Below are 23011 nucleotides of genomic sequence, written 5' to 3' on the forward strand. Positions count from 1 at the left end.
ACAGAATCGGTAGCAACGGGCGCGGCCTCGCGGAATCCGCCACGTCCATGCGCCACCGTCTCGACGCGCATGGCCATCCCGCTACGGATTCCTGAACCCGCCACAAACAGCCCAAGCCTCGCCCCCGGCAGTCGGAATCAAGGGGTGAAAGGCTCAGACCTGTAGTCACATCCATTGATGTCGCGAAACACTACTGAGTATTCCTTATGTTCATCTGCCTGCCCGGGAACGAAGAGACCGTTTGCATCAAACAATACTACCTGCGGCTTGCCGCGACTGACACGCAGACTCCGGGTGGGGCCAGCAACCTCCTCAAGGATCGGGTTGAAAATCTTCCAACTTGGGCTTCCCTTCTGTCTCTGCTCGGTGACCGCGCTCCGGGCAGCGACATGACCGTCAGGACCGTCGAGCGCAATCCGGATTGCGGGACCAGACATATGTGTCACCTCGAATCTGCCAACCCTGGATTCGGCAACTGAAGCCGATTCGACATACCTTATCTGGGCCTCACTGCAGACCTTGTGACCATCAAGTGTGGAACATGCCGCACTACTCAGTGCGATCGCTAGGAAAAGCGCGACGTTCTTCAATTCACCGCCCCCTGATTATCAATCGATGCTTGCCACTATCATCCCACTGTTGCCTTGACCTGATCACCGCAGGAAGAATGCTCTCCGACAAATGGCTCTGCATTGCGGCAGCACTTTGCACCTCACATTCCTGCGCGCTCTGATACCGGTTTGCGCCAATACTAGCTTCGAATCGCTCTGCGGCCGCTCTTGCATTTTCGGCCCAGCCCTGCAGGTCTCCGACATGATCCATTTCGTCACGAATCGTCGAACGCCTGATGGCAGGGGAATCATATCGGTCGCGCATCAGCACAGTGGGGGTGAGGCCAACGGCATATTCTTCAAGATAGTGGCCCGCAGCATCGCAATTGCACTTAGGGCTGATAGTCCATTCCATGGTCGTCCGAGCAAGCGTATTGGCCCTGAATTCAGATGTCGGTGCGCCCGGGTACGTCGCAGTCATGTCGCCATTTCGAGTTCCCCTCTTCCATGCAACCGGATTCAACTCCCAATCCAGCAACCCAAATGGATCCATCGAAGCGACCGGCCTCGCACTCGCATAGAGATACAACAAAATGCCACCATTCAATCCCAACGGATCGGCCTGAGAATACCGTCCAACCTCAGGGTCATACTCTCGCTGCGAGTTGTAGAAGAAGCCGCTCGCATCGGTCGCCTGCTGCCCTGGGAAACGGAGAGCCAATAGAAAGGGCAGGCCATCACCATCCGGATCCGCACTCGGAATCTGGTTGCCGAACACCTCGCTCTTGTTGCTCCACTCCCAGATCGCGACATCACGCACTGGATCGATCACCACGCGCGGCGTACCCAGATGATCCGGCTGGACGTAGGCCAGCTCTGGCACACCTGTGCTTGGCACATTGATCAGTGCCACCGGGTAGTTGTCCAGCCAGATGGCCTGCTGCTGCGCCTCGCCCGTGGCCGCGTAGTTGCCCAGCCATTGCCCAGCCTCGCCGTACAGCGTGATCTGCGCTGCGCCAGCGGCGGGGGTGCGCAGTACGCGCTCGCCACGATGGTTGTAGCCGTAGCTTTCCAACACCGCATTGCCCTGCTTCACCGCGTTCATGCGGTTGGCATCGTTGTAGGTGAAGGTCTTGCTGCCGATGCGGGTGGTGTTGCCCACAGCGTCATGGTTGCGCGCTTCGCCATCCACTGCGGTCAGCCGGTGGCTGGTTGCGGGATAGGTGTAGCTGGCGGTGCCTGCCGAGGTGGTCAGCGCGGTGCGATTGCCGGTGGCGTCGTAGGCATAGGTTTCGATCGGGGTGCCGGTCGTGCCGTCCTGGGTCTGGGTCAGGCGACCCAGCGCGTCATAGGCATACTTGGCCAGCACCGTTGAGCCTGTGCCGTTCTTCAGCTCGGTGATCGAACCGACGGGATCGTAGCCATAGCCCAGCGACAGGCCACCGGCGGCCGGGTCATGCACGGCCTGCGGGCGGTAATCCAGATCCAGCGGACGCTGCAGCTGGCGGCCGTTGCCGTAGGTCCAGCCGGTCGCCGGGCCGAAGGCCGCATAGGTCACGTTGTTCACCACGATCTGGCGCGCCTGGCCGGGGCGGGTCAGACCGATCTGGCTGATGCGCCCTTGGGTATCGCGCACGTAGTCGGCCACGCTTCCGTCGGGGTAGGTCAACGCGCTCAGGCGACCCGACTTGCTGTAGGCATAGCGCAGTGTGCTGGCGACACCATTGACGGTCTGCACCTTGCGGGTGACCTGGCCAAAGCGGTCATGGCAGTACTGGGTGCTGCCATTGGCGTGCAGCACCTGCCCCAGGCGTCCCTTGGCAAAGCGCTCGTCGGCGGCACAGGCCGCTGGCGCCACGTCGTAGCTGTAGCCCACGTCCAGATTGGGATCCGGATAGGCGACGCCGGTTAGGCGGTTGAGCGCATCGTAGTGATAGGTGGCGGTGACGCCGCGTGCATCGGTGGCCGTCTTGCGGTTGCCGGCGGCGTCCACGGTGAAGCTGCTGGCGCCACTGTCCGGGCTGACCTGCCCGGTCAGGTCACCGAACCCGTTGTAGGCATAGGTCGTATGCAGGCCTTTCGGGTCGGTGACCTGGGTGACCTGGTCCAGCGCGTTGTACTGGCTGCGGATCTCCGCCGCCACGCCCCCGACATCCTGCAGGGTCTGCGCCAGTCGGTTGAGCGGATCGTACTGCTGGCTGGTCACGCGCTGCAGGGCGTCGGTCACGGTCTGCGGGTTGCCGTTCGCATCGTACGCAAAGCCGATGGCGTGATTGCTCGCGTCCTTCAGTGCGGTCAGCTGGCCGAGCGTGTTGAACGTCCGTGCCAGGGTGCGACGCAGGGCACCGCCAGTATCCAGAGTGTCTTCCTTGAGGCGGTTGCCGGCGTTGTCCAGCGTGTAGTGGATGGTGTTGCCGGCGTTGTCGGCGATATCCGTCAGCCGCTGGGCGGCGTCATAGACATAGGTAACGCTGCTGCCGTCAGGCTCGGTGACCTGTTGCACCTGGCCGGTCGGCCAGTAGCTGATCTGGGTGACCCGATTCTCGGCTGTGGCGGCACCGCGCACGGTGACCGAGGTCGGCCAGCCGCGGGCATGGTAGGTGTAGTCGGTCACAGCCCCGTTGGCATCCTTGACCGACAAGGGCCTACCGAACGCGTCGTAGGCCAGAGTCTCGACCGTCTGGCCCAGCGCATTGGTCACGCTGCGCAGGTCGCCCTTGCGATAGCTGCAGGCACCGCTGGTCGCGCATCCCGCATCATCCGCCGGATAGTAGGCGTAGGTAACGGCATCAACCACATCCGTGCGCGGACCATCCACGCTCTTCAGCAGCCCTTCCACAGGGCAGCTCCCTGCCGCAGCCACGTCCGCAGCTTCGCAATACGTGTAGCTGGTGATTCGCGTCTGACCGGACGCGATGTCGGTCACCGTGTTGGTTGTCGGCTGGCGCCGGCCATTGAAGGACGTTCGGGTTTCACGATTGCCGATCCGGGTGGTCAGTACCGCATTGGTTTCAACGTCGCGCGCCGTGGTCACCACACGCTGCTCGGGCAAGCCGACCGCTTCGGTCACGGTATGGATGCTGACGGCACGGCCGCTCACCGCATCGGTACCCTGCGCATAGGTGTGCTTGGTCTGGATGCCGCGACGATCAGTGTAGGTATCCAGGCGCCGGCGGAAGTCGACACTCTGGTCGTAGTAGGTCCGGCTGACGGTTCCCTGCGAATCGGTCAGGCCGGTCACCTTGCGCGACGGAGCGCTATCGCCGCCGGGCGTCAGGGTGTAGTCGGTCTGCCGCCCCAGCGCGTCGGTCACCACCGCACCACCATTGGGGCTGTAGGCCAGTGTCACGCCATCGGCACCGCCGGCATGCTGACTGGAAATCACACGGCCGATGGAATCGTAGGTGAAGGTGCTGTAGCGGCGACCGTCCTCGGCGGTGATACCCGTCAGGTGCTGGGGAAAAGCCTGGTTCTCGTAGTGATACGTGCGCACACCGCCACCCGCATAGGTCACCGTGGCGACCTGGTTCTGCGGTGTGTAGGTGTAGGTGGCGAGCGAAATGCCTTCGACCAGCACCGAACTGATCAGCGCCTCATAGTCGTTGGACTGGTAGACGAACTCCAGTGTGCGGCCACTGCTGTGGGTAACGGCCGCAAGGCGGTCGTTGTCGTCGTAGATGTAGGTCAGCGACGTGCCATCCGGGAAGCGCTTGGCGGTCAGACGTCCGTCCGCGCCGAAGGTCGAGATGGAGCCCGCCGAGTACAGTGTCCAGTTGCCGTTCTGGACCAGACGGTCACCACTGTCGTCGTCCGCCTCATAGGCTTGGCCGATCTTCTTGAATGCACGCTGGAAACCAGTACTTTCAATGATGCCCACGCTGTCGACGCCATCCAGTGCCAGATGGGCGCCCAGCGAATGGGTCCAGCCATAACCGAAGCCACCGGATGAGGTCGAGATGCCGGAGTGATAGAAGCGCGTCAGCGCGATCCAGCCCAGATCGAAGTCCGGCGCGATCTCGTACTTCTCGCCCGTTTTAACATCACATGGGTTGCCGACATTACCGTCGCAGGTACCGCCGTTGGAGGCCGGGTCCTTGTCGGGAATCGGACTCATGTTCACCGCTGTATCGTTGCGGGACATGGGGCAGCTACCGTTGCCGCCGTCCTTATCGCACTTCTGCGACTTCGATGTGATGGTCGCAACGAATTCTTCGCTGACGCAGGCGTTGTGCTTGTTGGACCACTGTGTGAGGGGAATCGGGCAGTTCAAGCGCCGGGTACGCGCGACCGCCACCGTTCCGGTGTACGGCGTGCAGGGTGATTCAGCCGTGTTGTTGCCAGCCATGGAAGTCAGATCGTAGTAGCGCGACTCGATGACACCTTCCTGATCGGGCGAAGCTGCAAACCAGTCGCCAGAAGGAGTGACCGCCGCCCCGGGGCACACGGGATTGCTGGCTTGTTGGTCCGCAAGAAGATCGGCCACCATCGCCTCTTCCGTCGGGAATATGTCACGCCCGATGTAGGACCAGTCCGGGTCGGAGGGCTGCGACTTCCCCATCCAGTAGGTGATCGACGTATTGCCGTTCAAGTCCACAACTTTCGACTTGATCTTGTCGACAGACTGCCAGCCGAACTGGAACTCCGGCGGGAATGGACTGGGTGCGGGCAGGCTCTTGATCGCCTGCACCGCCTGCTGCTGGGTCTTGTACTGCGTCGAATTGCCGCCGGGCTGTGAAATGCGCCAGGTGATCTTGCTTTCCTGCGCCTGTGCCACTGCGGGGGCGAAGCAGCCAACGGCAACGATCGCCAGCACGGCACACGAAATGGTCTTCAGTGGTTCCAACATCCCTGTTCTCCTTCCTGGACGAACACAGCGCCGGCGGGAACGAGAACGCGGAGCTGTGCCCCGCGTCATGCTTCGGATCGTCCCTGGTCCGGAATGCGGCAGTGCCACATGCCGCCTTTATCGTTGAGGACGCTTGCACATTCAAGTGTGGAGTCGCGTAACCGATCACAGATTCAAGCATCCAACGCCATTCAGCGGTCTACGCTCCGTCCCCATGACTTCCTGCACAGGGAGTCGGTGCTATACCTCACTACATTACCAGCACGCCATGTCGCGAGGTCGGCAGGCTGTGGCACTCCGCTGCAGACCTGACCCATCGCAAGGGCTGGCACGCACGGCCTAGGGGAATGGCAATGAAGAGCAGCCTAGTGACACTGTGGGTGCTGGCCGCGATGATGGCCGCTGCGGGCACCGCCCACGCAGGGGAAATCCAGGTGGATCGCGGCGCCTACGCGCTGCAGGCCGAAGAGACCGGGGCCGGCCCGATCACCGTGGTCTTTGAATCCGGTTTCGGGCAGGGCGCGGGCGCCTGGAAGGAGGTGGTTGCCGGTCTGGGGCGCGACTACCACAGCATCACCTACGCCCGTGCAGGACTCGGTAAGTCCGGCAGCGACGGTCACCCCAAGCGCATCGATGGGCATTTGGCCGACCTCACAGCCGTGATCGATACGCTCGCTCCCGGTCGCCGCGTGGTGCTGGTGGGTCATTCCTATGGCGGCCTACTGGCCACGGAGTTCGCACGCCGCCATCCGGAGCGCCTGCAGGGCCTGGTGCTGGTGGACCCGGCCACGATGGGTCAGCGCCATGCGTTCAAGCAGGCCGACAGTGCCCGCGTGCAGGCAGATGATGCCCGGCTGCGCGCGATGCTGCCGCCGGCCATGGCCGCCGACTACGCCGTGCTGACCGAACAACTGGATGCACCCGGTGCGGAAACCCCGCGCACGATGCCGGACGTGCCGGTGGCGCTGCTGACTGCAACACGGCTGGCTGCCGAGCCGCTGTTCTTCGAGGAAACCGCAGGGGGCAAGGCGCTCTGGAAGGCACAGCACGCCCTGCTCTTCTCGGGGTTCACGCGCGGCACGCATCGCTACCTGGCGACCGGGCACACCCTCCAGCGCGAGGATCCTGCTGCGGTGGTGGCCGCGATTCAATCCGTTTCCGGCACCTTGAAGTAGCCGTTCCAGGCAACCGCCTTCCGGGTTGTCCCGGCTACTGCCCCCGCAGGCGCACCGCAAAATAGCGCGTCGGGGAAAGGCCAAGCGCCTTCTTGAACATCGTGATGAAGGCCGTCACCGACTCATAGCCCAGCGTCTCGGAAACGCGTTGCACGGGTGCACCACCGGCGAGTTCACGAATGGCGATGAGCAGATGCAGCTGCTGCCGCCAGCGCCCGAAGGACAAGCCCGTTTCCCGTTCGATGAGCCGGGTCAACGTGCGCTCGCCGAGGGCCAGGCGCACGGCCCACTGGCCGATGGTGCTGCGGTCTGCCGGATCCGCCGACAACGCCGCCGCCAACGCCCGCACCTTCGGGTGATGGCTGACCGGCAGCGACAGATGCTCGGCCGGCATCTGTACCAGCTCGTCCAGCAACACCCGCGCCAGCCGGTCGGTGTGGCTGCCATGCGGGTAGTCCAGCGGCGCGTCGGCCAAGTGCAGGATCATCTCGCGCAGCATCGGCGAGATCGCCAGCGTCACGCACTGCGCCGGCAGGTCGACGACGCCGGGCTCGACGAACAGGTAGCACAGGCGCGCGTTGGCGGTGGCGCGATTGCTGTGCGGCATGCCGCCCGGGATCCAGACGCCACACTGGGGCGGCACGATCCACAACGCATTGGCCACTTCGCAGGTCACCGCCCCATGCAGCGCAAGAATCAACTGGCCCTTGCGGTGCTCATGCACCGGAATTTCCGCGTCGTGCTCGGCCACCTGCAGGCGGCTGGCAACCGCCGGGCGATCGGTCTCGTCCGGGTCCAGGTCAAAGCCGGGGAGCGAAATGCGAGCCATTCTCACATTGACCGGTTTTAGCGATTGATTGTCATTGTAGCGAAATTCGCCAGTGCGGCCGATCACTAGCATGAGCCGCATGCACCTCCCCACACCTTTCCTTCCCCACCTGTTCCAGGCATTCGCCCGATTGAAAAGCCCTGCCCTCAGGACCGACCAGGAGGCGGTGCTGTTCTCGCTCAAATGCCTGCTCGCCGCGTCGCTGGGGCTGTATGTCTCCCTGCGGATCGGCCTGAATCGCCCATTCTGGGTGATCGGGACGGTCTATCTGGTGTCGCAGCCCCTTTCCGGGGCAACACTGAGCCGCGGCCTGTTCCGCCTGCTCGGTACCGTGGGCGGGGCCGTCGCCACCGTCGTGCTGGTGCCACGCTTCGCCAATGAACCCCTGGTGCTGAGCGCCGCGCTTGCGACCTGGATGGCGCTGTGCCTGTACCTGGCGATGCTCGACCGCACGCCACGTGCGTACGCGTTCCTGCTGGCCGGCTATACCACCAGCCTGATCGGGTTTCCTGCGGTGATGGTGCCGGCAGACGTGTTCACCATTGCCATCACGCGGGTGCAGGAAATCTCCATCGGCATCATCGCCGCCACGCTGGTACATGCGTTGGTGCTGCCGCGCCGGGTCTCGATGCGCGTGCACGCGCGGGTTGCTGCCGTGCTGGATGATGCCGAACGATGGACACGCGACATGCGCGCCGGTGCATCGGACACGGTGCTGGCGACGGACCGCTCGAAAGTGGCCGCCGACCTGCTCGAGCTGCATGTGCTGTCGATCCACCTGCCCTTCGACAGCGCCCACGGCGTGGCCCAGGTGCAGATCCTGCGTGCCCTGCATGACCGGATGCTGGATGTACTGATGCTCTCCAGCGCGGTGGAAGATTCCCTCGCACGGCTGCGCTCATCACAGGCCAGCGCGATGGATTCGCCTGGCTGGCGCGAGCTGATGCAGACCGGCCTCGCCGCGCAACAGGCCGAGCTCGACCTCGCCCACGCCGACTGCCGCGTGCTGCAGGCACAACTATGCGCTGCCCGCCCCGACTGGCGCCGGCATGTACCTGCCCGCCTTGCCCGACATGCGCAGGGTGCGGTACTTCACCGGGATCATCGGCTTGCCCTGCGCAGCGCGCTGGGCGCGTTCGTCGGCATCCTGCTGAGCTGCGTGCTGTGGATCGTTACCGGCTGGTCGGAGGGCGCCACGGCGGTGTCCATCATCGGCACGGCGTGCGTGCTGTTCGGCACGATCGAAGCGCCTGCGCCGCATGTCATGCGCTATCTGGTGGGGTCGTCGATCGGCGTTGCCGTCGGCCTGCTCTACGGTCTGCTGATCTTCCCCGCGTTGTCCGATATCACCGGCCTGATTGCCGCGCTCGCGCCGGTGCTGCTGCTGTGCGGATCGTTCCTGGGCCGACCACCCTTCATCATGGCCGCCTTGGGCGTGGTGCTGACGTTTCCGCTCATCGCCGGCCTGGGTGCGACCAATACGGTCAAAGTCGTCGGCGCACTCAACAACAGCGTTGCGTTGTTCATCGGTACGACGGTGGCATTGTGCAGCATGCAGTTGTTCCAGACCGCCGATGCGGGCCGCAACCGCGCTCGGCTGGAGCGTTCGATCCGTCGGGACATCGCACGACACGCCGCCGGACAAGGCGGCGTGGCCCGGGCCTGGCTCAGCCGCATGCTGGATCGAATCGGGCAGCTCGCTCCCCGGTTGCGGGGCGGTTCCAGTGCCGCAGACGACCTGCGGGCATTGTTTGCGGACGTGCGCGCGGTACGTGCATCCAACCAACTCCGCGCACTGGACAAGTGCCAGGACAACCCGCAGGTCCGGGCGCTTCATGCGGCACTGGTCGAACGCATCGCTGCACATTTCAGGGTACGCGCCCACTCGGCACGCAGTGTCGACATCCATCTTCTGGAACTGCTGGACCGCATGCACGAGGCCGCGACGGCCCGCAGCGGGGCTGATCGGGATCACCTGTTGCATCTGCTCTGCAGCCTGCGCCGCGACCTGCTGGTACCCGCGCTCACCCATCGGCACTGACCTCATGCTTTCTGATCTTTCCATTGATGGGGTGCTCATTCCAGCACTGCTCGCCGTGGCGGTGGCCGCGCTGGTGCTGTCGGTGCTGACCTCACGTCTGCTCGCCAGCCTGGGCCTGTACCGGTGGTTCGCCGCGCGGCCTCTGGTGGGCCTGTCCCTGTTCGTGATCCTGGCGGAGCTGATGATCCGGCTCGCGCCCCTGCTCGAGAAATGAAATGAAACACCTGCTTGCTGTCATCGGGCGCTGGAGCGCCACACTGGGCGTGTGCGCACTTGCTGCCGTCGCCGCGCTTTCCCTCTGGAGTCGTTACGAAATGCGCCCGTGGACGCGGGACGGGCGGGTGCGCGCCGATGTGGTGCGCGTTGCATCAGACCTGGGGGGGCTGGTGACCCAGGTGCGGGTGCACGACAACCAGCGGGTCAGCGCCGGACAACTGCTGCTGGTGCTGGATCAACCGCGCTTCGCTGCAGCACTTGAGAAGGCCGACGCAGCGGTCAGCAGCGCACGCGCCACGCTGGCGCTGGCCCGCCGTGAATCGACGCGGGACAACGCACTGGGCAACCTGGTCGCCTCGGAAACACGCGAACGCAATGCGGCCAAGGTCGACACCGAGCTGGCCGCCCTGGCGCAGGCACGGGCCGAACAGCGCGTTGCCCAGCTCAACGTGCAACGCACCGAGGTGCGCGCGAGCACCGACGGCATCGTCACCAACCTGGACCTGCATGCGGGCGATTACCTGCAACCGGGCGCGCAGGCGCTGGCGCTGATCGACACCGGCAGCCTGCGTATCGAGGGCTACTTCGAGGAAACCAAGCTGGGCTGCATCACCGAGGGCGATGCCGCGGTGGCGCGGCTGATGGGCGACAGCCGCGATGTCCGCGGACACGTGGAGACCATCGCCGCCGGCATCGCCGACGATCAGCGCTCAAGCACGCACAACCTGCTGCCTGCCGTGGCACCGACCTACACCTGGGTCAGGCTGGCCCAGCGCATCCCGGTACGCATCCGTATCGACGATGCGCCGGCGGATACCCGCCTGACCGTGGGTCGCACCGCGAGTGTCACCATCACGCCCTCGGTACAGGGAGCCTGCAAGTGAGCGTGCGAACAGTGCGTGGTGGGCTGCTTGCCCTGCTGCTGCCGATGACGGCCTGCGTCTCCGGCCCCGACTATCACCTGCCTGCGAATGCCGTCGCGGCCTCTCCCCAGGCGGCGCGGCCGTTCATCTCGGGCCAGGACGCATCGTTCAGCCGCGACGTGCCTCCGGATCGGTGGTGGCAGCTGTATGGCGACCCGCAGCTTGACGCCTATGTAGGCGAAGCACTGGTAGCCAATACCGATCTGCGCGCCGCCGATGCCAACCTCCGGCGCGCCAGCGCCACCGTGCTGGAGTACCGCGCGCGCGGGGCCGTGCAAGCCGACATGGATGCATCGGGCACGCTCACCCATGCCGGTGGCTACACCCAGGCGTCGGCCGCGCCGCAGTCGTATGTGCTGGGCCTTCACCTCTCCTATCCACTGGACCTTGCAGGTGGCATCCGCCGCGGTATCGAAGCCGCCAACGCGGACGCGGAGGCCGTCGCTGCGGCACGGGACCAGGTCCGCGTGGTCGTCGCTGCGGCCGTCACCCGGGCCTATCTCCAGGTGTGCACCCGCAATCACACGCTCACTGCAACCCGACAGGTGCTGGCGATACAGCACGCCACGCTGGAGGCAACCCGTCGCCTGGCTGCAGGCGGGCGTGGAACGGACTTCGATGTCAGCCGTGCCGGCGCCGCGGTCAACCGCAGCGCGGCGGCGGTACCGCACCTGCTGGCGGAGCGCCAGGCCGCACTGTTCGAGCTGGCCGCACTGATGGGCAGGGTTCCGGCAGACTATCCCAGGGGGGCGGAAGCCTGCCCCCAGCCCCCTGAGCTGGAGCAGGCGCTGCCGGTCGGTGACGGCTGGCAGCTGCTCCAGCGGCGCCCCGACATACGTGCCGCCGAGCGCAGCCTTGCGGCGGCCACGGCGATGATCGGCGTAGAGACCGCAGACCTTTATCCGCGGGTCACCTTCGGCGGGTCTCTCGGTACAGCGGGCACGCGGCGTCAGCTGCTTTCGGCCGACGGTTTCGGGGTGAGCGTCGGGCCACTGCTCTCATGGCACTGGCCCAACCGCCGCGTGGCCAAGGCCCGCATCGCGGCGGCCGGCGCCAATGCAGAGGCCACTCTTGCTTCTTTCGACGGCGTGGTGCTGCAGGCCCTGCGCCAGACCGAGACCGCGCTTTCTGCCTGCACGCAGGAGCTTGAACGCGAGCGCAGCCTGGCGCAGGCGCGTGGGGATGCAGAGCGGGCCGCCGGGCAGGCACAGCAACTGTACCGTTACGGCAGGATCGATTTCCTCGATGTGCTTTCGGCCCAGGCCGCGCTGGCAGATGCGGAGTCCGCACTGGCCGCCTCGCGCGCGCAGCGGGTCGACCGTCAGATGGATGTGTTCCTGTCACTGGGGGGCGGTTGGGCTGCAGGTGCCGTCGCCGTTGGTGCGGCCCGCTGAGATCGTCTTCGCAGCCGCAGCCGCTCCCCGATCTGTTCATGAAAGCCCTGTCCACACCCGTATTCATTCACACGGCCTGCCCTATATTCGCGCTCACAGCGCCGCATATCGCGGCCATGACGGAGGCATCCCGATGACATCCATACGTCTTCTTGCCATTGCCGTGGGCTCGGCCGCAGCACTCGCCGTAGCGCCCGCCTTCGCCGATCCGCCGCACCATGCCCGCGGCAACGGCCCGCCGCCGCACGCAGGCGGCCCGCACCACCGCGATGCGCCGCCGCCGGGTTGGCAGAAGAAGGCCTGGCGTCGTGGCGAGCGCCTGCCGTGGGCCGAAGTGGACCGCCGCTACTGGGTAGACGATTACGCGCGCTATCACCTGCGGGAGCCGGGCCGCGACCGGCGCTGGGTGCGCCAGTCCGACAACGAGTACCTGTTGGTGGAGATCGCCACCGGCTTGATCGTCGACGCCCTGCATCGTTGAATACGGAGCGCGCCGGGGCCCTGTTGTTGTGGCCACGGCGCGCTCCCTCCACACTGCGGCCGACATGAATGATCCGAACCAGCGGATTCCAGAGCGCGTTTCTCATTGTTGGCCTCGTCGCAGGCCTGCCCGCCCAGGCAAGCCAGCGCCCATCACCGGCTGATGTAGCGGCGATCAAACAGGTGGTCGAATCCTTCCGCACCTCGCTGATCAACAAGGACAAGCCGACCTACATGAGCCTGTTCTTCTCTGATAAACCGGAAGACATCGGCTGGCAGTACGTTTCCGAGGATGTGCGCCTGCAGGACATCCGCAGGGCCAAGCCCGATGCGATCAAGGCACGGCAGATTCCGGCCAACAACTTCATCGCACTGATCGACGGGGCGGTGGCCTCGCCGAAGCCGAAAGAAGAGACATTCTCCAACACGAAGATCGAGACGGATGGCGATGTGGCCTCGGTGTCGTTCGACTACAGCTTCCACGACGATGGGGTGAAGACTAACTGGGGCAAGGAAATGTGGCAGCTGATCCGCACCGAACAAGGCTGGAAGATCTTTTCGGTGGTCTATTCGATCCGCGATTCACGCAGCCCGGCCGAGTGAACGCCGCTGGATGGCGCCGAGCGCCGATTGCGATCCATTCAGCCAGCGCATTGGCAATCAGCCAGTGATCGGGCAGAGTTCGGCCACGCGCAAGGACGCATGCCATGACCCGCCTGCTGATCATCGAAGACAACCCCGAGCTGGTTGCCAACCTGTATGCCTTCTTTGAACCGCTGGGCTACGTGCTGGACGACGCCCGCGACGGCGCCAGCGGACTGCGCCGGGCCACGCAGCACGACTACGACGCCATCCTGCTGGACCTGATGCTGCCGCGCCTGGACGGCATGACGCTGTGCCATAAGCTGCGCCAGGAGTTCCAGAACCCGGTGCCGATCCTGATGCTGACCGCGCGCGACCCGGTGGATGACCGGGTGCAGGGCCTCGCCCTGGGCGCGGATGACTACCTGGTCAAGCCGTGCTCGCTGAAGGAACTGGACGCGCGGATCAAGGCCCTGGTACGACGCGCGCAGGGCCGCCAGGTCGACAGCGTGCTGGCGTGGAAGGACCTGCAGGTGGACACGCGCTCACCACAGGCCTGGCGGCAAGGCCGTTGCATCGCGCTGACGCCCACGTCGCACAAGCTGCTGATGTGCCTGATGCGTGCGGCGCCCGCGGTGGTCCGCAAGCAGGAGATGGAGTATCTGGTCTGGGGCGACGAACCACCGGACAGCGGCGCGCTGCGAACCCACATCCATGAGCTGCGCCTGCTGGTGGACCGCAGCTTCGACACCGCGCTGATCACCACGGTACACAGCGTCGGCTGGCGCATGCAGGCGTGAGCCCTGCGTCCCTCTACCGCCGCCTGAGCCTGCGCACTCGCATCACGATCTCGTTCGTGCTGTTGATGGCCGGTGCCATGGGGTTCATCGTGCTGGCCGAGCAGGTCGACTACGACCAGGTCCGGGCCGCCGTCGTTGCGCGGACCCAGCACAGCGAAGTGCAGCGGCTGCAGGCCGCGCTGGCCCGGGGCCAACGCCCCGCCCTGCCAGCGGGGACCCGGTTGTACGATGCCGATGACGTGCCCGCTGTGCTGCGCCAGTACGGCCCGGGCCATCACGGCGAAGAGGCGCCCAACGAGTGGCACCTGAGCGTCTTCGACAGCGGCGGCCAGCGCTACTACCTGCTGCAGGACGCAGCGCACTATGCCTATCTGGAACATCTGATCAATGCCTTCGCCGCGCTGGTCATTTCGATCTGCGTGCTCGGTGCCTTCCTGATCGGCCGCAAGGTCGCGACCCACGTCATCGCGCCCATCACCAGATTGGCCGATGCGGTGCAGGACGGCCACAAGCCCTTTCCCTACCAGGACGCACGCGATGAGATCGGCGTGCTCGCGCGCGCCTTTGCCCGCCATAGTGACGAGCTCGAACGGTTCCTGCAGCGCGAACAGTGCTTCAGCGGCGACGCCAGCCACGAGCTGCGCACGCCCTTGGCCATCATCGGTGGTGCTGCCGAGACGCTGGCCTGCCAGTTGCCGCCCGACAGCCACGTGGTTCCCAGCGCCGAGCGCATCCTGCGCACCACCCAGGAGATGCAGCGCCAGCTGTCCTGCCTGCTGCTGCTCTCGCGCGCCCCCGGCACCGTGCCACACAATGAAGTGGCCCTGCGCCCGTTGATCGAAGCCTGCATGGAGCGCTGCCAGCCTTGGCTTTCTGGCAAGCCCGTGATCGTTGCGTTTGATGCCCGGCATGACGCCGTGCTGGTCACCAACGCGGATCTGGCGCACAGCATCCTGTGGAATCTGCTGCGCAACGCCTGCCAGTACACCGAAAACGGCGAAGTGCGGATCACCCTCCACGGCAACGCGCTCATCGTCGCTGACACCGGGCCCGGCCTGCCCTCCAGCATCGATCCACGGCAGTTCCAGCGCTTCGTGCCCAGTGGCGTGCACAGTGGCGAAGGGCTGGGGCTGTCGATCGTGCAGCGGATCGTCGAGCATCTGGGCTGGACGATGACCGTGGAATCCACCGGGCAGGGGTGCCGGTTCACCCTGCGCTGGCCCTGCCCCCGCATCTGACGGATTCCTGACATCCGGCTGCACATGCTCGGGGTTGCTCCCCCGCTCTGGATACGGCATGCAGCACCCCAAGGACAGCGGCAAGTACCCGCACGGCAAGACCGGACTGAGCCGCGTCTTCCACACCCTCATCCATTCGCGCGATGGCTTCATCGCCACCTTTCGCGGCGAGGCGGCATTCCGCCAGTTGTTGCTGCTGCACGCACTGCTGATGGCGGCCGCGTTCGTGCTGGACATCAGCACGGTCGAGCGGGCGCTGGTGCTGGCGGTCTGTTTCATCAGCCTTCTGGTGGAACTGCTGAATTCCGCGATTGAGGCCGTGGTTGATCGCATCTCGCTGGAGCAGCATCCGCTGTCCAAGAACGCCAAGGACATGGGCAGCGCCGCGCAGACCACCGCGTTGTTGATGGTCGGTGCGGTGTGGGGCGTGATCCTGCTTGGCTAGCCCGGCAATCCTGACAACTTCCTGATAAAGCCGTTTCGATACTGCGCGCACTCCTGTTCCGCGGAACCTGCTCGTGCGTCAATGCCTCCGTTTCCCACGGCCCCATCCGATCGTTCTGGTCTGGGCCGCCGCACTGTTCTTCGCCACGATTGGAAACATCGCCCTCTGGAAGACGCTATGGGGGCTGATCGACCTCAACAGCCTGCGCAGCGTGCTGTTCCTGGCCAGCCTGCCGCCGCTGCTGTTCTGCCTGTTCAACCTGCTGCTGACGCCGTTGCTGGCACTCCCCTTCGTGCACAAGCCGCTGCTGGTGGTGCTGGTCGTCGTCAGCGCCGCGTGCAGCTACTTCATGCTGCACTACAACGTGCTGATCGACCGCAGCATGGTGCAGAACGTGTTCGAAACCAATCAGGCCGAACTGAACGCCTATCTCTCGCTGCCGCTGCTGCTCACGCTGCTGGCGCTGGGCGTGCTGCCGGCCACCGCGCTGGTCCTGCTGCGCACCACGCGCCGAGCGGCCTCGCTGCGTTCCCTGCTGGTGTGGCCGGCCAATGTCCTGGCGTCGTTGGTGGTGCTGCTGGTGATCGGCTTTGCGTTCTACAAGGACTATTCCTCACTGCTGCGCAACAACCGCTACATCCGTGACCAGGTGCTGCCGTTGAACGTGCTGCGCCATACCCACGGCTACCTGAAAAGCCTCTACAGCACCCGCGAGCAACCGCTGCGCTGGATCGCCACGGACGCACGGCGCACCGCGGGACCACGGCCCAGGCTGGTGGTCATGGTGGTCGGTGAAACCGCACGGTCACAGAACTTCCAGCTGAACGGCTACCCGCGCGCGACCAACCCGCGGCTGTCGCGCAGCGACGGCGTCATCAGCTTCAATGATGTCTCCTCGTGTGGCACCGCAACGGCCATCTCGGTGCCGTGCATGTTCTCGCAGATGACCCGCCAGCAATACGACGACGTCCGCGCGGCGACCGAGGAGAACGTGCTCGACATCCTGCAGCGTACCGGCGTCGGCGTGCTCTGGCGCAACAACAACAATGGCGGCTGCAAGGGCGTGTGCGAGCGCGTACCGACCGAGGACATGCCTGCACTCAAGGTGGCCGGCCAGTGCGTCAACACCGACGGCACCTGCTACGACGACGTGCTGCTGCATCAGCTAGGCGCACGCATCGACGGCATCCACGGCGATGCCCTGGTCGTGCTGCATCAACTCGGCAGCCATGGGCCGACCTACTTTGAACGGTATCCCGCAGCGTCGCGGGCCTTCAGCCCGACCTGCGACAGCAACCAGATCCAGCACTGCAGCAACGAGGCACTGGTCAACACGTATGACAACACCCTGGTGCATACCGACCGGGTGCTGGCGGAGACCATCGACCTGCTGCGGGGCTATTCGGACCACCGCGACGTTGCGCTGATCTATGTCTCCGACCATGGTGAGTCACTCGGCGAACGCGGCATGTACCTGCATGGCACGCCTTACTTCATCGCCCCGCGCGAACAGACCCAGGTGCCGATGGTGATGTGGTTCTCAACGGAATTCAGCCGCAACGCGGGCCTGGACATGGGCTGCCTGCGCGGGAATGCGCTGCACCGCGCGTACAGCCATGACAACGTGTTCCATTCCCTGCTGGGCCTGTTCGGTGTCAGCAGCGCCGTATACCAGCGCGAACGCGATGTGTTCGCCGGCTGCCGGGCGACGACCGACGCGCCACTTGCCACTGCGCCGGCAGAGCGGCACCGGCTGATGCCGGTCACCGCCCGGAACGTGGCGCGTTACTGTGCGGCCAGGGCGAAATCCAGGCCGGCGCACACCGCCGCCACCTGGGCGTCGTTGCATTCCTGCGGGTTGGTGCGCGGGCTGTCCGGGTAGACCTCGGTGGTGGTGGCAAAGCGCGCATCGGTGAAGCCGGCGCAGGCACCGATCGAACGCGACTCACCCCAGACCACGCCCGGCGACTGCAACGGCAGGCCGACCAGGTTGCCCTCGGCGTCGGCCGGAGCGATATGGGTGATGGGCGCGACCGCGGCGATCAGGGCCTTCTGGAACTCGGCCTGCGGATCCTCGCTGTTGCCGATCACGTAGAAGCCGTCCGGAATGGTGTCACGCTCGAACGGCTTGCCGTCGCGGGCGCAGCGGGCCGGATCGAACTCGTGCAGGTCGCTGTCGGTGGTCTCGTGCAGGTCCAGGTGCACCAGCAGGTTCGGCTTGCGCTCGGCCACCCAGCGCATCAGCGCCGCCGCTTCCTCGATCTGGCCGCCATCACGGAAGCTGCGGTTGGGATCGATCGCATCCGGGTTCCAGCGCTGGATTCGCTCGTAGCCCCAAGGGCTGACGCACGGCGCCACGATCAGGTTCAGCCGGCCCAGATAGCGCTCGGCCTGCTGTTCCAGGAACTGCAGGGCACCGTGCACGCCGCTGGTCTCATAGCCGTGCACGCCGCCGGTGATCAGCGCGGTCGGCAGCGCCGGGTTCCAGTCATGGTTGACCACCGCGAACAGCGGGTAGTGGTCCGGCGCATAGTCCAGCTGGCCGTACTGGATCACGTCGAAGACGCTGTCGTCCAGCCGCTCAAGGGCCGCCACCACATCCTCCTGGTAGCTGCGCTGGCGCTGCTGGCGCGCCCGCCACTGTGCGCGTTCCGCGTCGCCCCAGGGCTGTCCGGGGGTGCCGATCGGGTAGAACTGCGCAACAGTCATGGGGTACTCCAGGGGTCGAACGGGATGGGTGCAGCCGGACATTCTAAGCCCTGTCGCGCCTGCGGGTGCCCTGCCCCGGCCGCGCCTTCATCCAGCCGGGTTCATCTGGTTGTAAAATCAACGGTTTTTGGCCCCTCACCCCTTGATGGCGAACGCAGCGCAGCCGGTCCTGGGTGGACCGGAGTTCCTCCGCCTGCTCGCCCGTCTCAGCGACGGCGCGATGCCGGCCACCAGTCCCGCCCTGACCGATCGCCTCGGCCAGTGGGTGGACTGGAGCCGTGCCGTGGCCCTGTCCGGGGCGCTGGGCGGACGCCTGCCCGAGCCGGGCGAGGCCAGCGAAGCGGTCGACGATGTGCTGGCCGACTGCGCCCACGCCCACGCCAGCCTGCGGGCCTCGATCAGCGAGGATGCCGAGGCCGAGCGCCTGCTGGACCTGGCCGAAGCCGCCGCTGCACCCAACTTTGCCTCGCTGCGCCAGCGCTACCGGGTGCTGCAGCAGGCCATCCAGACCGCCACCGGGCGCCTGCGCGGCCGCCTGCGCGACCAGCTCGTGCAGGTTTCGCCGGAGCTGGCGCGGCTGGCCGAGGTCGATGCGGTGATGGAACAGACCCTCACCCCGCGCGAGCACAGCCTGCTGGCCACGGCGCCGGCCGTGCTCGGCGCCCGTTTTGACCGCGTTCACGGCCAGCCCGGCTGGCGCGCGGCCTTCCGCCATGACATGCGCACGCTGCTGCTTGCCGAGCTGCAGCTGCGCTTCCACCCGATCGAAGGGCTGCAAGCCGCCCTGCGCTCCCACTGACCGGAACACCATGTCCAGAACTGCTTTCCATGTCGTTGTTTTCCTTGTCGGCCTGCTGGCCGTGTGCTGGATCGGCATCGGCTACGTTTCGGTGCATCCGCTGGGTGCAGCGGTGGCGGCGATCATCGCGGCCTGCTACATCGCCGGCGGCGTGGAGCTGTACCGCTACCGCCAGGCCAGCAACGGCCTGCGCAGCGCACTGAGCGACCTGTCCAGCGCGAAGGAGAGCCTTGCCGCCTGGCTGGAACGCGTGCCGCTGGGCCTGCGCAACGCCGTGCGCCTGCGCGTGGAGGGCGAGCGCACTGCTCTGCCCGCACCCGTGCTGACCCCCTACCTGGTCGGCCTGCTGGTGCTGCTGGGCATGCTCGGCACCCTGCTGGGCATGATGGACACGCTACGTGGCACCGGCCTGGCCCTGCAGAGCGCCACCGACATGGCCGCCATCCGCGGCTCGCTGGCCTCGCCGGTGCAGGGCCTGGCGGTGGCATTCGGTACCTCGATCGCGGGCGTGGCCAGCTCGGCCATGCTCGGCCTGTTGGCCGCCCTGCTGCGCCGCGACCGCCTGCAGGCCGTGCAGCAGCTGGACCGCGCCATTGCTGGCGACCTGCACCCGTATTCGCAGGCCTGGCAGCGCGCCGAATCGCTGCGCCTGCTGCAGGCACAGTCCGCGGCGCTGCCGGCGCTGGTCGACCGCCTGCAGGCGATGACCAGCACCTTTGAACAGCACAGCGCGGCCGCCAATGAGCGTCTGCTGGCCGGCCAGGCAGAATTCCTGGCCCAGAGCCAGGCCCTGCAGGAACGCCTGGCCCTGTCGCTGCAGCAGTCGCTGCGCGAGGGTGCTGAAGCCAGTGCCGCTGCCATCGGTGGCGCACTGCAGCCGATGGCCGAAACCACGCTGGCCGGCCTGGCCGAGCACGGCGAAGCACTGCACGCCCGTGTCGAGCGGGCCGTGCAGCAGCAGCTGGCCGGCTTGAGCGAGGGTTTCGAGCGCAGCCGCGTCGCAACCGAGTCCAGCTGGGCCAAGGTCCTGGGCGAGCAGACACAGGCACAGCAGTCGCTGGTCAGCGAACTGCGCCAGCACCTGCAATCCTTCAACGATAGCCAGGGCACGCACGCCGAAGCGCTGGTGGCGCGCATCGGCGAGCGCCTGCAGGCCGATGCACAGGGCAATGCAGAGGCCTTGCGCGCCGCCGCCGAGCAGCAGCGGGCCCTGAACGCCGCGCTGGTCGAGCGCCAGCAGCAGGCGCTGCTCGCAGCCGGCCAGCAGCTGGACGAGCACGCGCAGGCGTTGCTGCAGGCACTGGCCCAGCACCACAGCGCCAGCCAGTCCCTGCTGCAGGACCACGAGCAGCAGCGCTCGCAGGAGTGGCAGGCCGCGCAGGCCGCCGTCGCCACCGCGCACGCCGAGCTGCAGGCCAGCCTGGACAGCCGCGAGCAGCAGCGCCAGGCGCGCTGGGATGCGGTCAGTGCCGAACTGCAGCAGGCCCACGCCACCCTGCAGGCGCAACTGCAGGCCGGCGACGAACAGCGCCTGCAGCGCTGGAGCGATACCTTGCAGCAAGTTTCCACCGAGCTGGCCGCACGCCTGCAGGCCAACGGCGAACGCCTGGCCGCGCAGCAGCTGCAGGTCTGCGACACGCTGGCCGCCACCGCACAGCAGATCGGCGAGAACGGTCGCGCGCAGGCCAGTGCCACGCTGGCCGAGGTGTCTACCCTCCTGCAGACCGCCGCGGCCGCGCCGAAGGCTGCCGCCGATGTCATCAACGAGCTGCGCAGCACGCTGTCCGAGAGCCTGGTGCGCGACAACGCAATGCTGGAAGAACGCGGCCGCCTGCTGGCCACCGTGCAGACGCTGCTCGATGCGGTCAACCATGCTTCGCACGAACAGCGCACCGCCGTGGACGCGCTGGTCGGTGGCTCGGCCGAGTTGCTGGAACGCGTCGGCAACCGCTTCACCGACCATATCGCTGCCGAGACCGGCAAGCTGGACGGCATCGCTGCCGCGCTCAACGGCAGCGCTGCCGAAGTGGGCCAGCTGGCCGGCACCTTCGGCGAAGCCGTCGCGCAGTTCGGCGCCGCCGCCACCGCGTTGTCCGGCCGCCTGGAAGAGATCGGTGGCGCCCTGGATGCCTCGCTGGCCCGCAGCGATGAACAGCTGGCCTACTACGTGGCGCAGGCGCGCGAAGTGGTCGACCTCAGCCTGCTGTCGCAGAAACAGGTGATGGAAGAACTGCAGCAGCTGGCCGCGCGCCGCGGCAAGGCCGGCAGCGCATGAGCGACGAGCTGGAGGTCGACGGCGGTTCGCACGCCCCGATCTGGGCCGCCTTCGGCGACCTGATGTCGGTACTGCTGGGCGCGTTCGTGCTGATCCTGGTCGGCGTGGTCGCGGTGCAGCTGGAGCTGTCGCAGCGGCTGGACCAGGAAGTGAAACAGCGCCAGGCCGAAGCCAAGCGCCTGCAGACGCTGGAACAGGCGCTGGCTGGACCGCTGGCCGCCGGCCGCGTGACGCTGGTGGATGGCCGCATCGGCATCAGCGGCAGCGTACTGTTCGCGCTGAACTCCGACCAGCTGCAACCCGAAGGCCAGGAGCTGCTGCGCAGCCTGGCCGCGCCGCTGGCCGCCTACCTGGGCAGCCGCGAGGAAATCCTGATGGTCAGCGGCTTCACCGATGACGCGCCGGTGCGCGAAGGCAATCGTCGTTTCGCCGACAACTGGGAGCTGTCCGCGCAGCGATCGCTGACCGTGACGCGTACGCTCATCGCCGATGGCGTGCCGGCCGACGCCGTGTTCGCCGCCGCATTCGGCAGCGAGCAGCCGGTCAGTTCCAATGCCAATGAGGAAGGCCGAGCGCGCAACCGTCGCGTCGAGATCGCGCCGATTCCCAAGCCCAAGGTCGCGGATGCCAAGTAAGCCGCCAGCACTGGAGGGCCTGCGCGCACTGGTGCGTGATCTCGATGCGGGGTCGCGCTCGCTGCCGCATTACCCGCAGGTGCCGATGCTGCAGCAGGTGCAGCGCGAGTGGTCGGAGCTGCGCAGCGAACTGCAGGTGCGCCGCTCGCTGCGCACCGAAGCCCCCGCCGACGGCGGCCCGCTGAACTCGGCGGTGCTGGTGCAGCGCATGCTGGACACGATGCAGGCCACCAGCCCCGGCTACCTGCGCCACTTCATCGACTACGTGGACACGTTGTCCTGGCTGCAGGCACTGCAGGATGGCGCCGCCAGCGGCGGTGATACCGCAAAGCCGAAACGGACACGCAAGCCGCGCTGAACATTGATTGGTAGTGCCGCTGGTGGCTTACAGCCACGCATCTCTGCGCGGGTCATGTGGTTGTTACCGGCCGGCACTACCATCGCGGGTGCTCTGTGCGCCGGAACGCGATCTGCGCGGCGCTTCGGTTCTGCTGTGGTAGTGCCGGCCGCTGGCCGGCATCACATCCAGGCCGACCACGCATACGGATACTCGCCAATCTGCCCGGCAATACCGGCGCGCACCGGATTCCCCAGAATGTACAGCGCCTGCCGCGCCAGCGACTCTTCGGTCCTAACTGCATGATCGAAGTAGCCGGGCTACCACACCGTACTTCGATGGCCCGCCAGGCGATTCAGGGCAAGTGCACTCGACGATTTCATCCGGCGCGCGACGTCTGGAAGGTGAGCTGCACGCAGCTCGAACATCCAGTGGACGTGATCCGGCATGACGACCCATGTGTGTGACCGTACGAGCCCGCGCCGTTCGATGTAATGGAACTGGTCGATCACACATGCTGCTGCAGCTTCGCTTTCAAAGAGCCGGCGGCGCTGGTGGGTCGTGGTTGTCAGGACATAGGCCTGGCCGATGATCGAGTGACGGCCCAGGCGGAGGCGATGGCTGCTCATGCGCCATGGTGGGTTGATCATTGGGCGTTGGCTGTCAGGCCAAGCCTCGATGGGGGTTGGGAGATGTCTGAAGTTGAATGAGGTTGCCGGCCAGCGGCCGGCACTAC

Annotated in this window: 18 protein-coding genes and 1 pseudogene; 15 read left to right on the forward strand and 4 right to left on the reverse strand. The window is 66.2% G+C overall.

Features of this window, described 5'->3' with window-relative positions:
• Positions 1 to 591: 591 nt before the first annotated feature.
• On the reverse strand, positions 592 to 5397 hold the full coding sequence (locus tag NSQ78_RS12805; RefSeq protein WP_223224777.1) for an RHS repeat-associated core domain-containing protein: 4806 nt from the start codon (positions 5395 to 5397) through the stop codon (positions 592 to 594).
• Positions 5398 to 5750: 353 nt separating this feature from the next.
• Between NSQ78_RS12805 and NSQ78_RS12810 the strand changes: the two genes are divergently transcribed.
• Positions 5751 to 6572, forward strand: coding sequence for an alpha/beta hydrolase (locus tag NSQ78_RS12810; protein WP_064238691.1), 822 nt, complete (start codon positions 5751 to 5753; stop codon positions 6570 to 6572).
• A gap of 34 nt (positions 6573 to 6606) precedes the next feature.
• Here the strand turns inward: NSQ78_RS12810 and NSQ78_RS12815 are convergent, their stop codons facing one another.
• A complete protein-coding gene (locus NSQ78_RS12815) occupies positions 6607 to 7401 on the reverse strand; it encodes a helix-turn-helix transcriptional regulator (protein WP_064238692.1) in 795 nt (264 codons plus the stop codon).
• A gap of 166 nt (positions 7402 to 7567) precedes the next feature.
• Here NSQ78_RS12815 and NSQ78_RS12820 point away from each other — a divergent pair, with 166 nt between their 5' ends.
• The 10 genes from NSQ78_RS12820 to NSQ78_RS12865 all read left to right on the forward strand — a co-directional run bounded on the left by NSQ78_RS12820 (position 7568) and on the right by NSQ78_RS12865 (position 17402).
• The gene (locus tag NSQ78_RS12820) at positions 7568 to 9442 is read left to right on the forward strand and encodes an FUSC family protein (RefSeq protein ID WP_080473140.1); all 1875 of its coding nucleotides are present in this window, start codon (positions 7568 to 7570) and stop codon (positions 9440 to 9442) included.
• 4 nt (positions 9443 to 9446) lie between these two features.
• Positions 9447 to 9656 (forward strand): DUF1656 domain-containing protein, encoded by a 210-nt coding sequence (locus NSQ78_RS12825; protein ID WP_049469594.1) that lies wholly within the window; start codon positions 9447 to 9449, stop codon positions 9654 to 9656.
• 1 nt (position 9657) lies between these two features.
• Positions 9658 to 10542, forward strand: a complete 885-nt coding sequence (locus tag NSQ78_RS12830; RefSeq protein ID WP_064238693.1) for a biotin/lipoyl-binding protein — start codon at positions 9658 to 9660, stop codon at positions 10540 to 10542.
• Complete coding sequence (locus NSQ78_RS12835; protein WP_064238694.1) at positions 10539 to 11975, forward strand: efflux transporter outer membrane subunit; 1437 nt, start codon at positions 10539 to 10541, stop codon at positions 11973 to 11975. The genes NSQ78_RS12830 and NSQ78_RS12835 overlap by 4 nt, the downstream gene beginning before the upstream one ends.
• A gap of 133 nt (positions 11976 to 12108) precedes the next feature.
• Positions 12109 to 12456: an RcnB family protein gene (locus NSQ78_RS12840; protein WP_019659905.1), complete on the forward strand. Its 348-nt coding sequence runs from the start codon at positions 12109 to 12111 to the stop codon at positions 12454 to 12456.
• A gap of 68 nt (positions 12457 to 12524) precedes the next feature.
• The gene (locus NSQ78_RS12845; RefSeq protein ID WP_064238695.1) at positions 12525 to 13058 is read left to right on the forward strand and encodes a nuclear transport factor 2 family protein; all 534 of its coding nucleotides are present in this window, start codon (positions 12525 to 12527) and stop codon (positions 13056 to 13058) included.
• A 104-nt stretch (positions 13059 to 13162) separates the two neighbouring features.
• Positions 13163 to 13837 carry a response regulator transcription factor gene (locus tag NSQ78_RS12850; RefSeq protein ID WP_064238696.1) on the forward strand — a complete coding sequence of 225 codons (675 nt, stop codon included), beginning with the start codon at positions 13163 to 13165 and terminating at the stop codon, positions 13835 to 13837.
• The gene (locus tag NSQ78_RS12855) at positions 13834 to 15075 is read left to right on the forward strand and encodes a HAMP domain-containing sensor histidine kinase (protein WP_064238697.1); all 1242 of its coding nucleotides are present in this window, start codon (positions 13834 to 13836) and stop codon (positions 15073 to 15075) included. The genes NSQ78_RS12850 and NSQ78_RS12855 overlap by 4 nt, the downstream gene beginning before the upstream one ends.
• A 58-nt stretch (positions 15076 to 15133) precedes the next feature.
• The gene (locus NSQ78_RS12860; RefSeq protein WP_049469570.1) at positions 15134 to 15520 is read left to right on the forward strand and encodes a diacylglycerol kinase; all 387 of its coding nucleotides are present in this window, start codon (positions 15134 to 15136) and stop codon (positions 15518 to 15520) included.
• A gap of 73 nt (positions 15521 to 15593) precedes the next feature.
• Complete coding sequence (locus NSQ78_RS12865) at positions 15594 to 17402, forward strand: phosphoethanolamine--lipid A transferase (RefSeq protein ID WP_064238698.1); 1809 nt, start codon at positions 15594 to 15596, stop codon at positions 17400 to 17402.
• On the opposite strand, the gene NSQ78_RS12870 is transcribed toward NSQ78_RS12865, so the two are convergent.
• Positions 17306 to 18229, reverse strand: coding sequence for a M14 family metallocarboxypeptidase (locus tag NSQ78_RS12870; RefSeq protein ID WP_064238699.1), 924 nt, complete (start codon positions 18227 to 18229; stop codon positions 17306 to 17308). The genes NSQ78_RS12865 and NSQ78_RS12870 overlap by 97 nt on opposite strands.
• A gap of 145 nt (positions 18230 to 18374) precedes the next feature.
• Here NSQ78_RS12870 and NSQ78_RS12875 point away from each other — a divergent pair, with 145 nt between their 5' ends.
• The 4 genes from NSQ78_RS12875 to NSQ78_RS12890 are packed head-to-tail and all read left to right on the forward strand — an operon-like array spanning position 18375 to position 22296.
• Positions 18375 to 19028, forward strand: a complete 654-nt coding sequence (locus NSQ78_RS12875; RefSeq protein WP_049469560.1) for a DUF3348 family protein — start codon at positions 18375 to 18377, stop codon at positions 19026 to 19028.
• A 10-nt stretch (positions 19029 to 19038) separates the two neighbouring features.
• Positions 19039 to 21303, forward strand: coding sequence for a DUF802 domain-containing protein (locus tag NSQ78_RS12880; protein WP_064238700.1), 2265 nt, complete (start codon positions 19039 to 19041; stop codon positions 21301 to 21303).
• Complete coding sequence (locus NSQ78_RS12885) at positions 21300 to 21938, forward strand: OmpA family protein (protein ID WP_049469557.1); 639 nt, start codon at positions 21300 to 21302, stop codon at positions 21936 to 21938. The genes NSQ78_RS12880 and NSQ78_RS12885 overlap by 4 nt, the downstream gene beginning before the upstream one ends.
• Positions 21928 to 22296: a DUF2894 domain-containing protein gene (locus NSQ78_RS12890; RefSeq protein ID WP_049469554.1), complete on the forward strand. Its 369-nt coding sequence runs from the start codon at positions 21928 to 21930 to the stop codon at positions 22294 to 22296. Before NSQ78_RS12885 ends, NSQ78_RS12890 begins: the two co-directional genes overlap by 11 nt.
• A gap of 161 nt (positions 22297 to 22457) precedes the next feature.
• Here the strand turns inward: NSQ78_RS12890 and NSQ78_RS12895 are convergent.
• A pseudogene (locus NSQ78_RS12895) lies at positions 22458 to 22904 on the reverse strand (transposase).
• Between the last annotated feature and the right edge of the window lie 107 nt (positions 22905 to 23011).

Source organism: Stenotrophomonas sp. FSL W7-1447 (assembly GCF_037966425.1).
Lineage (GTDB): Bacteria > Pseudomonadota > Gammaproteobacteria > Xanthomonadales > Xanthomonadaceae > Stenotrophomonas > Stenotrophomonas pavanii.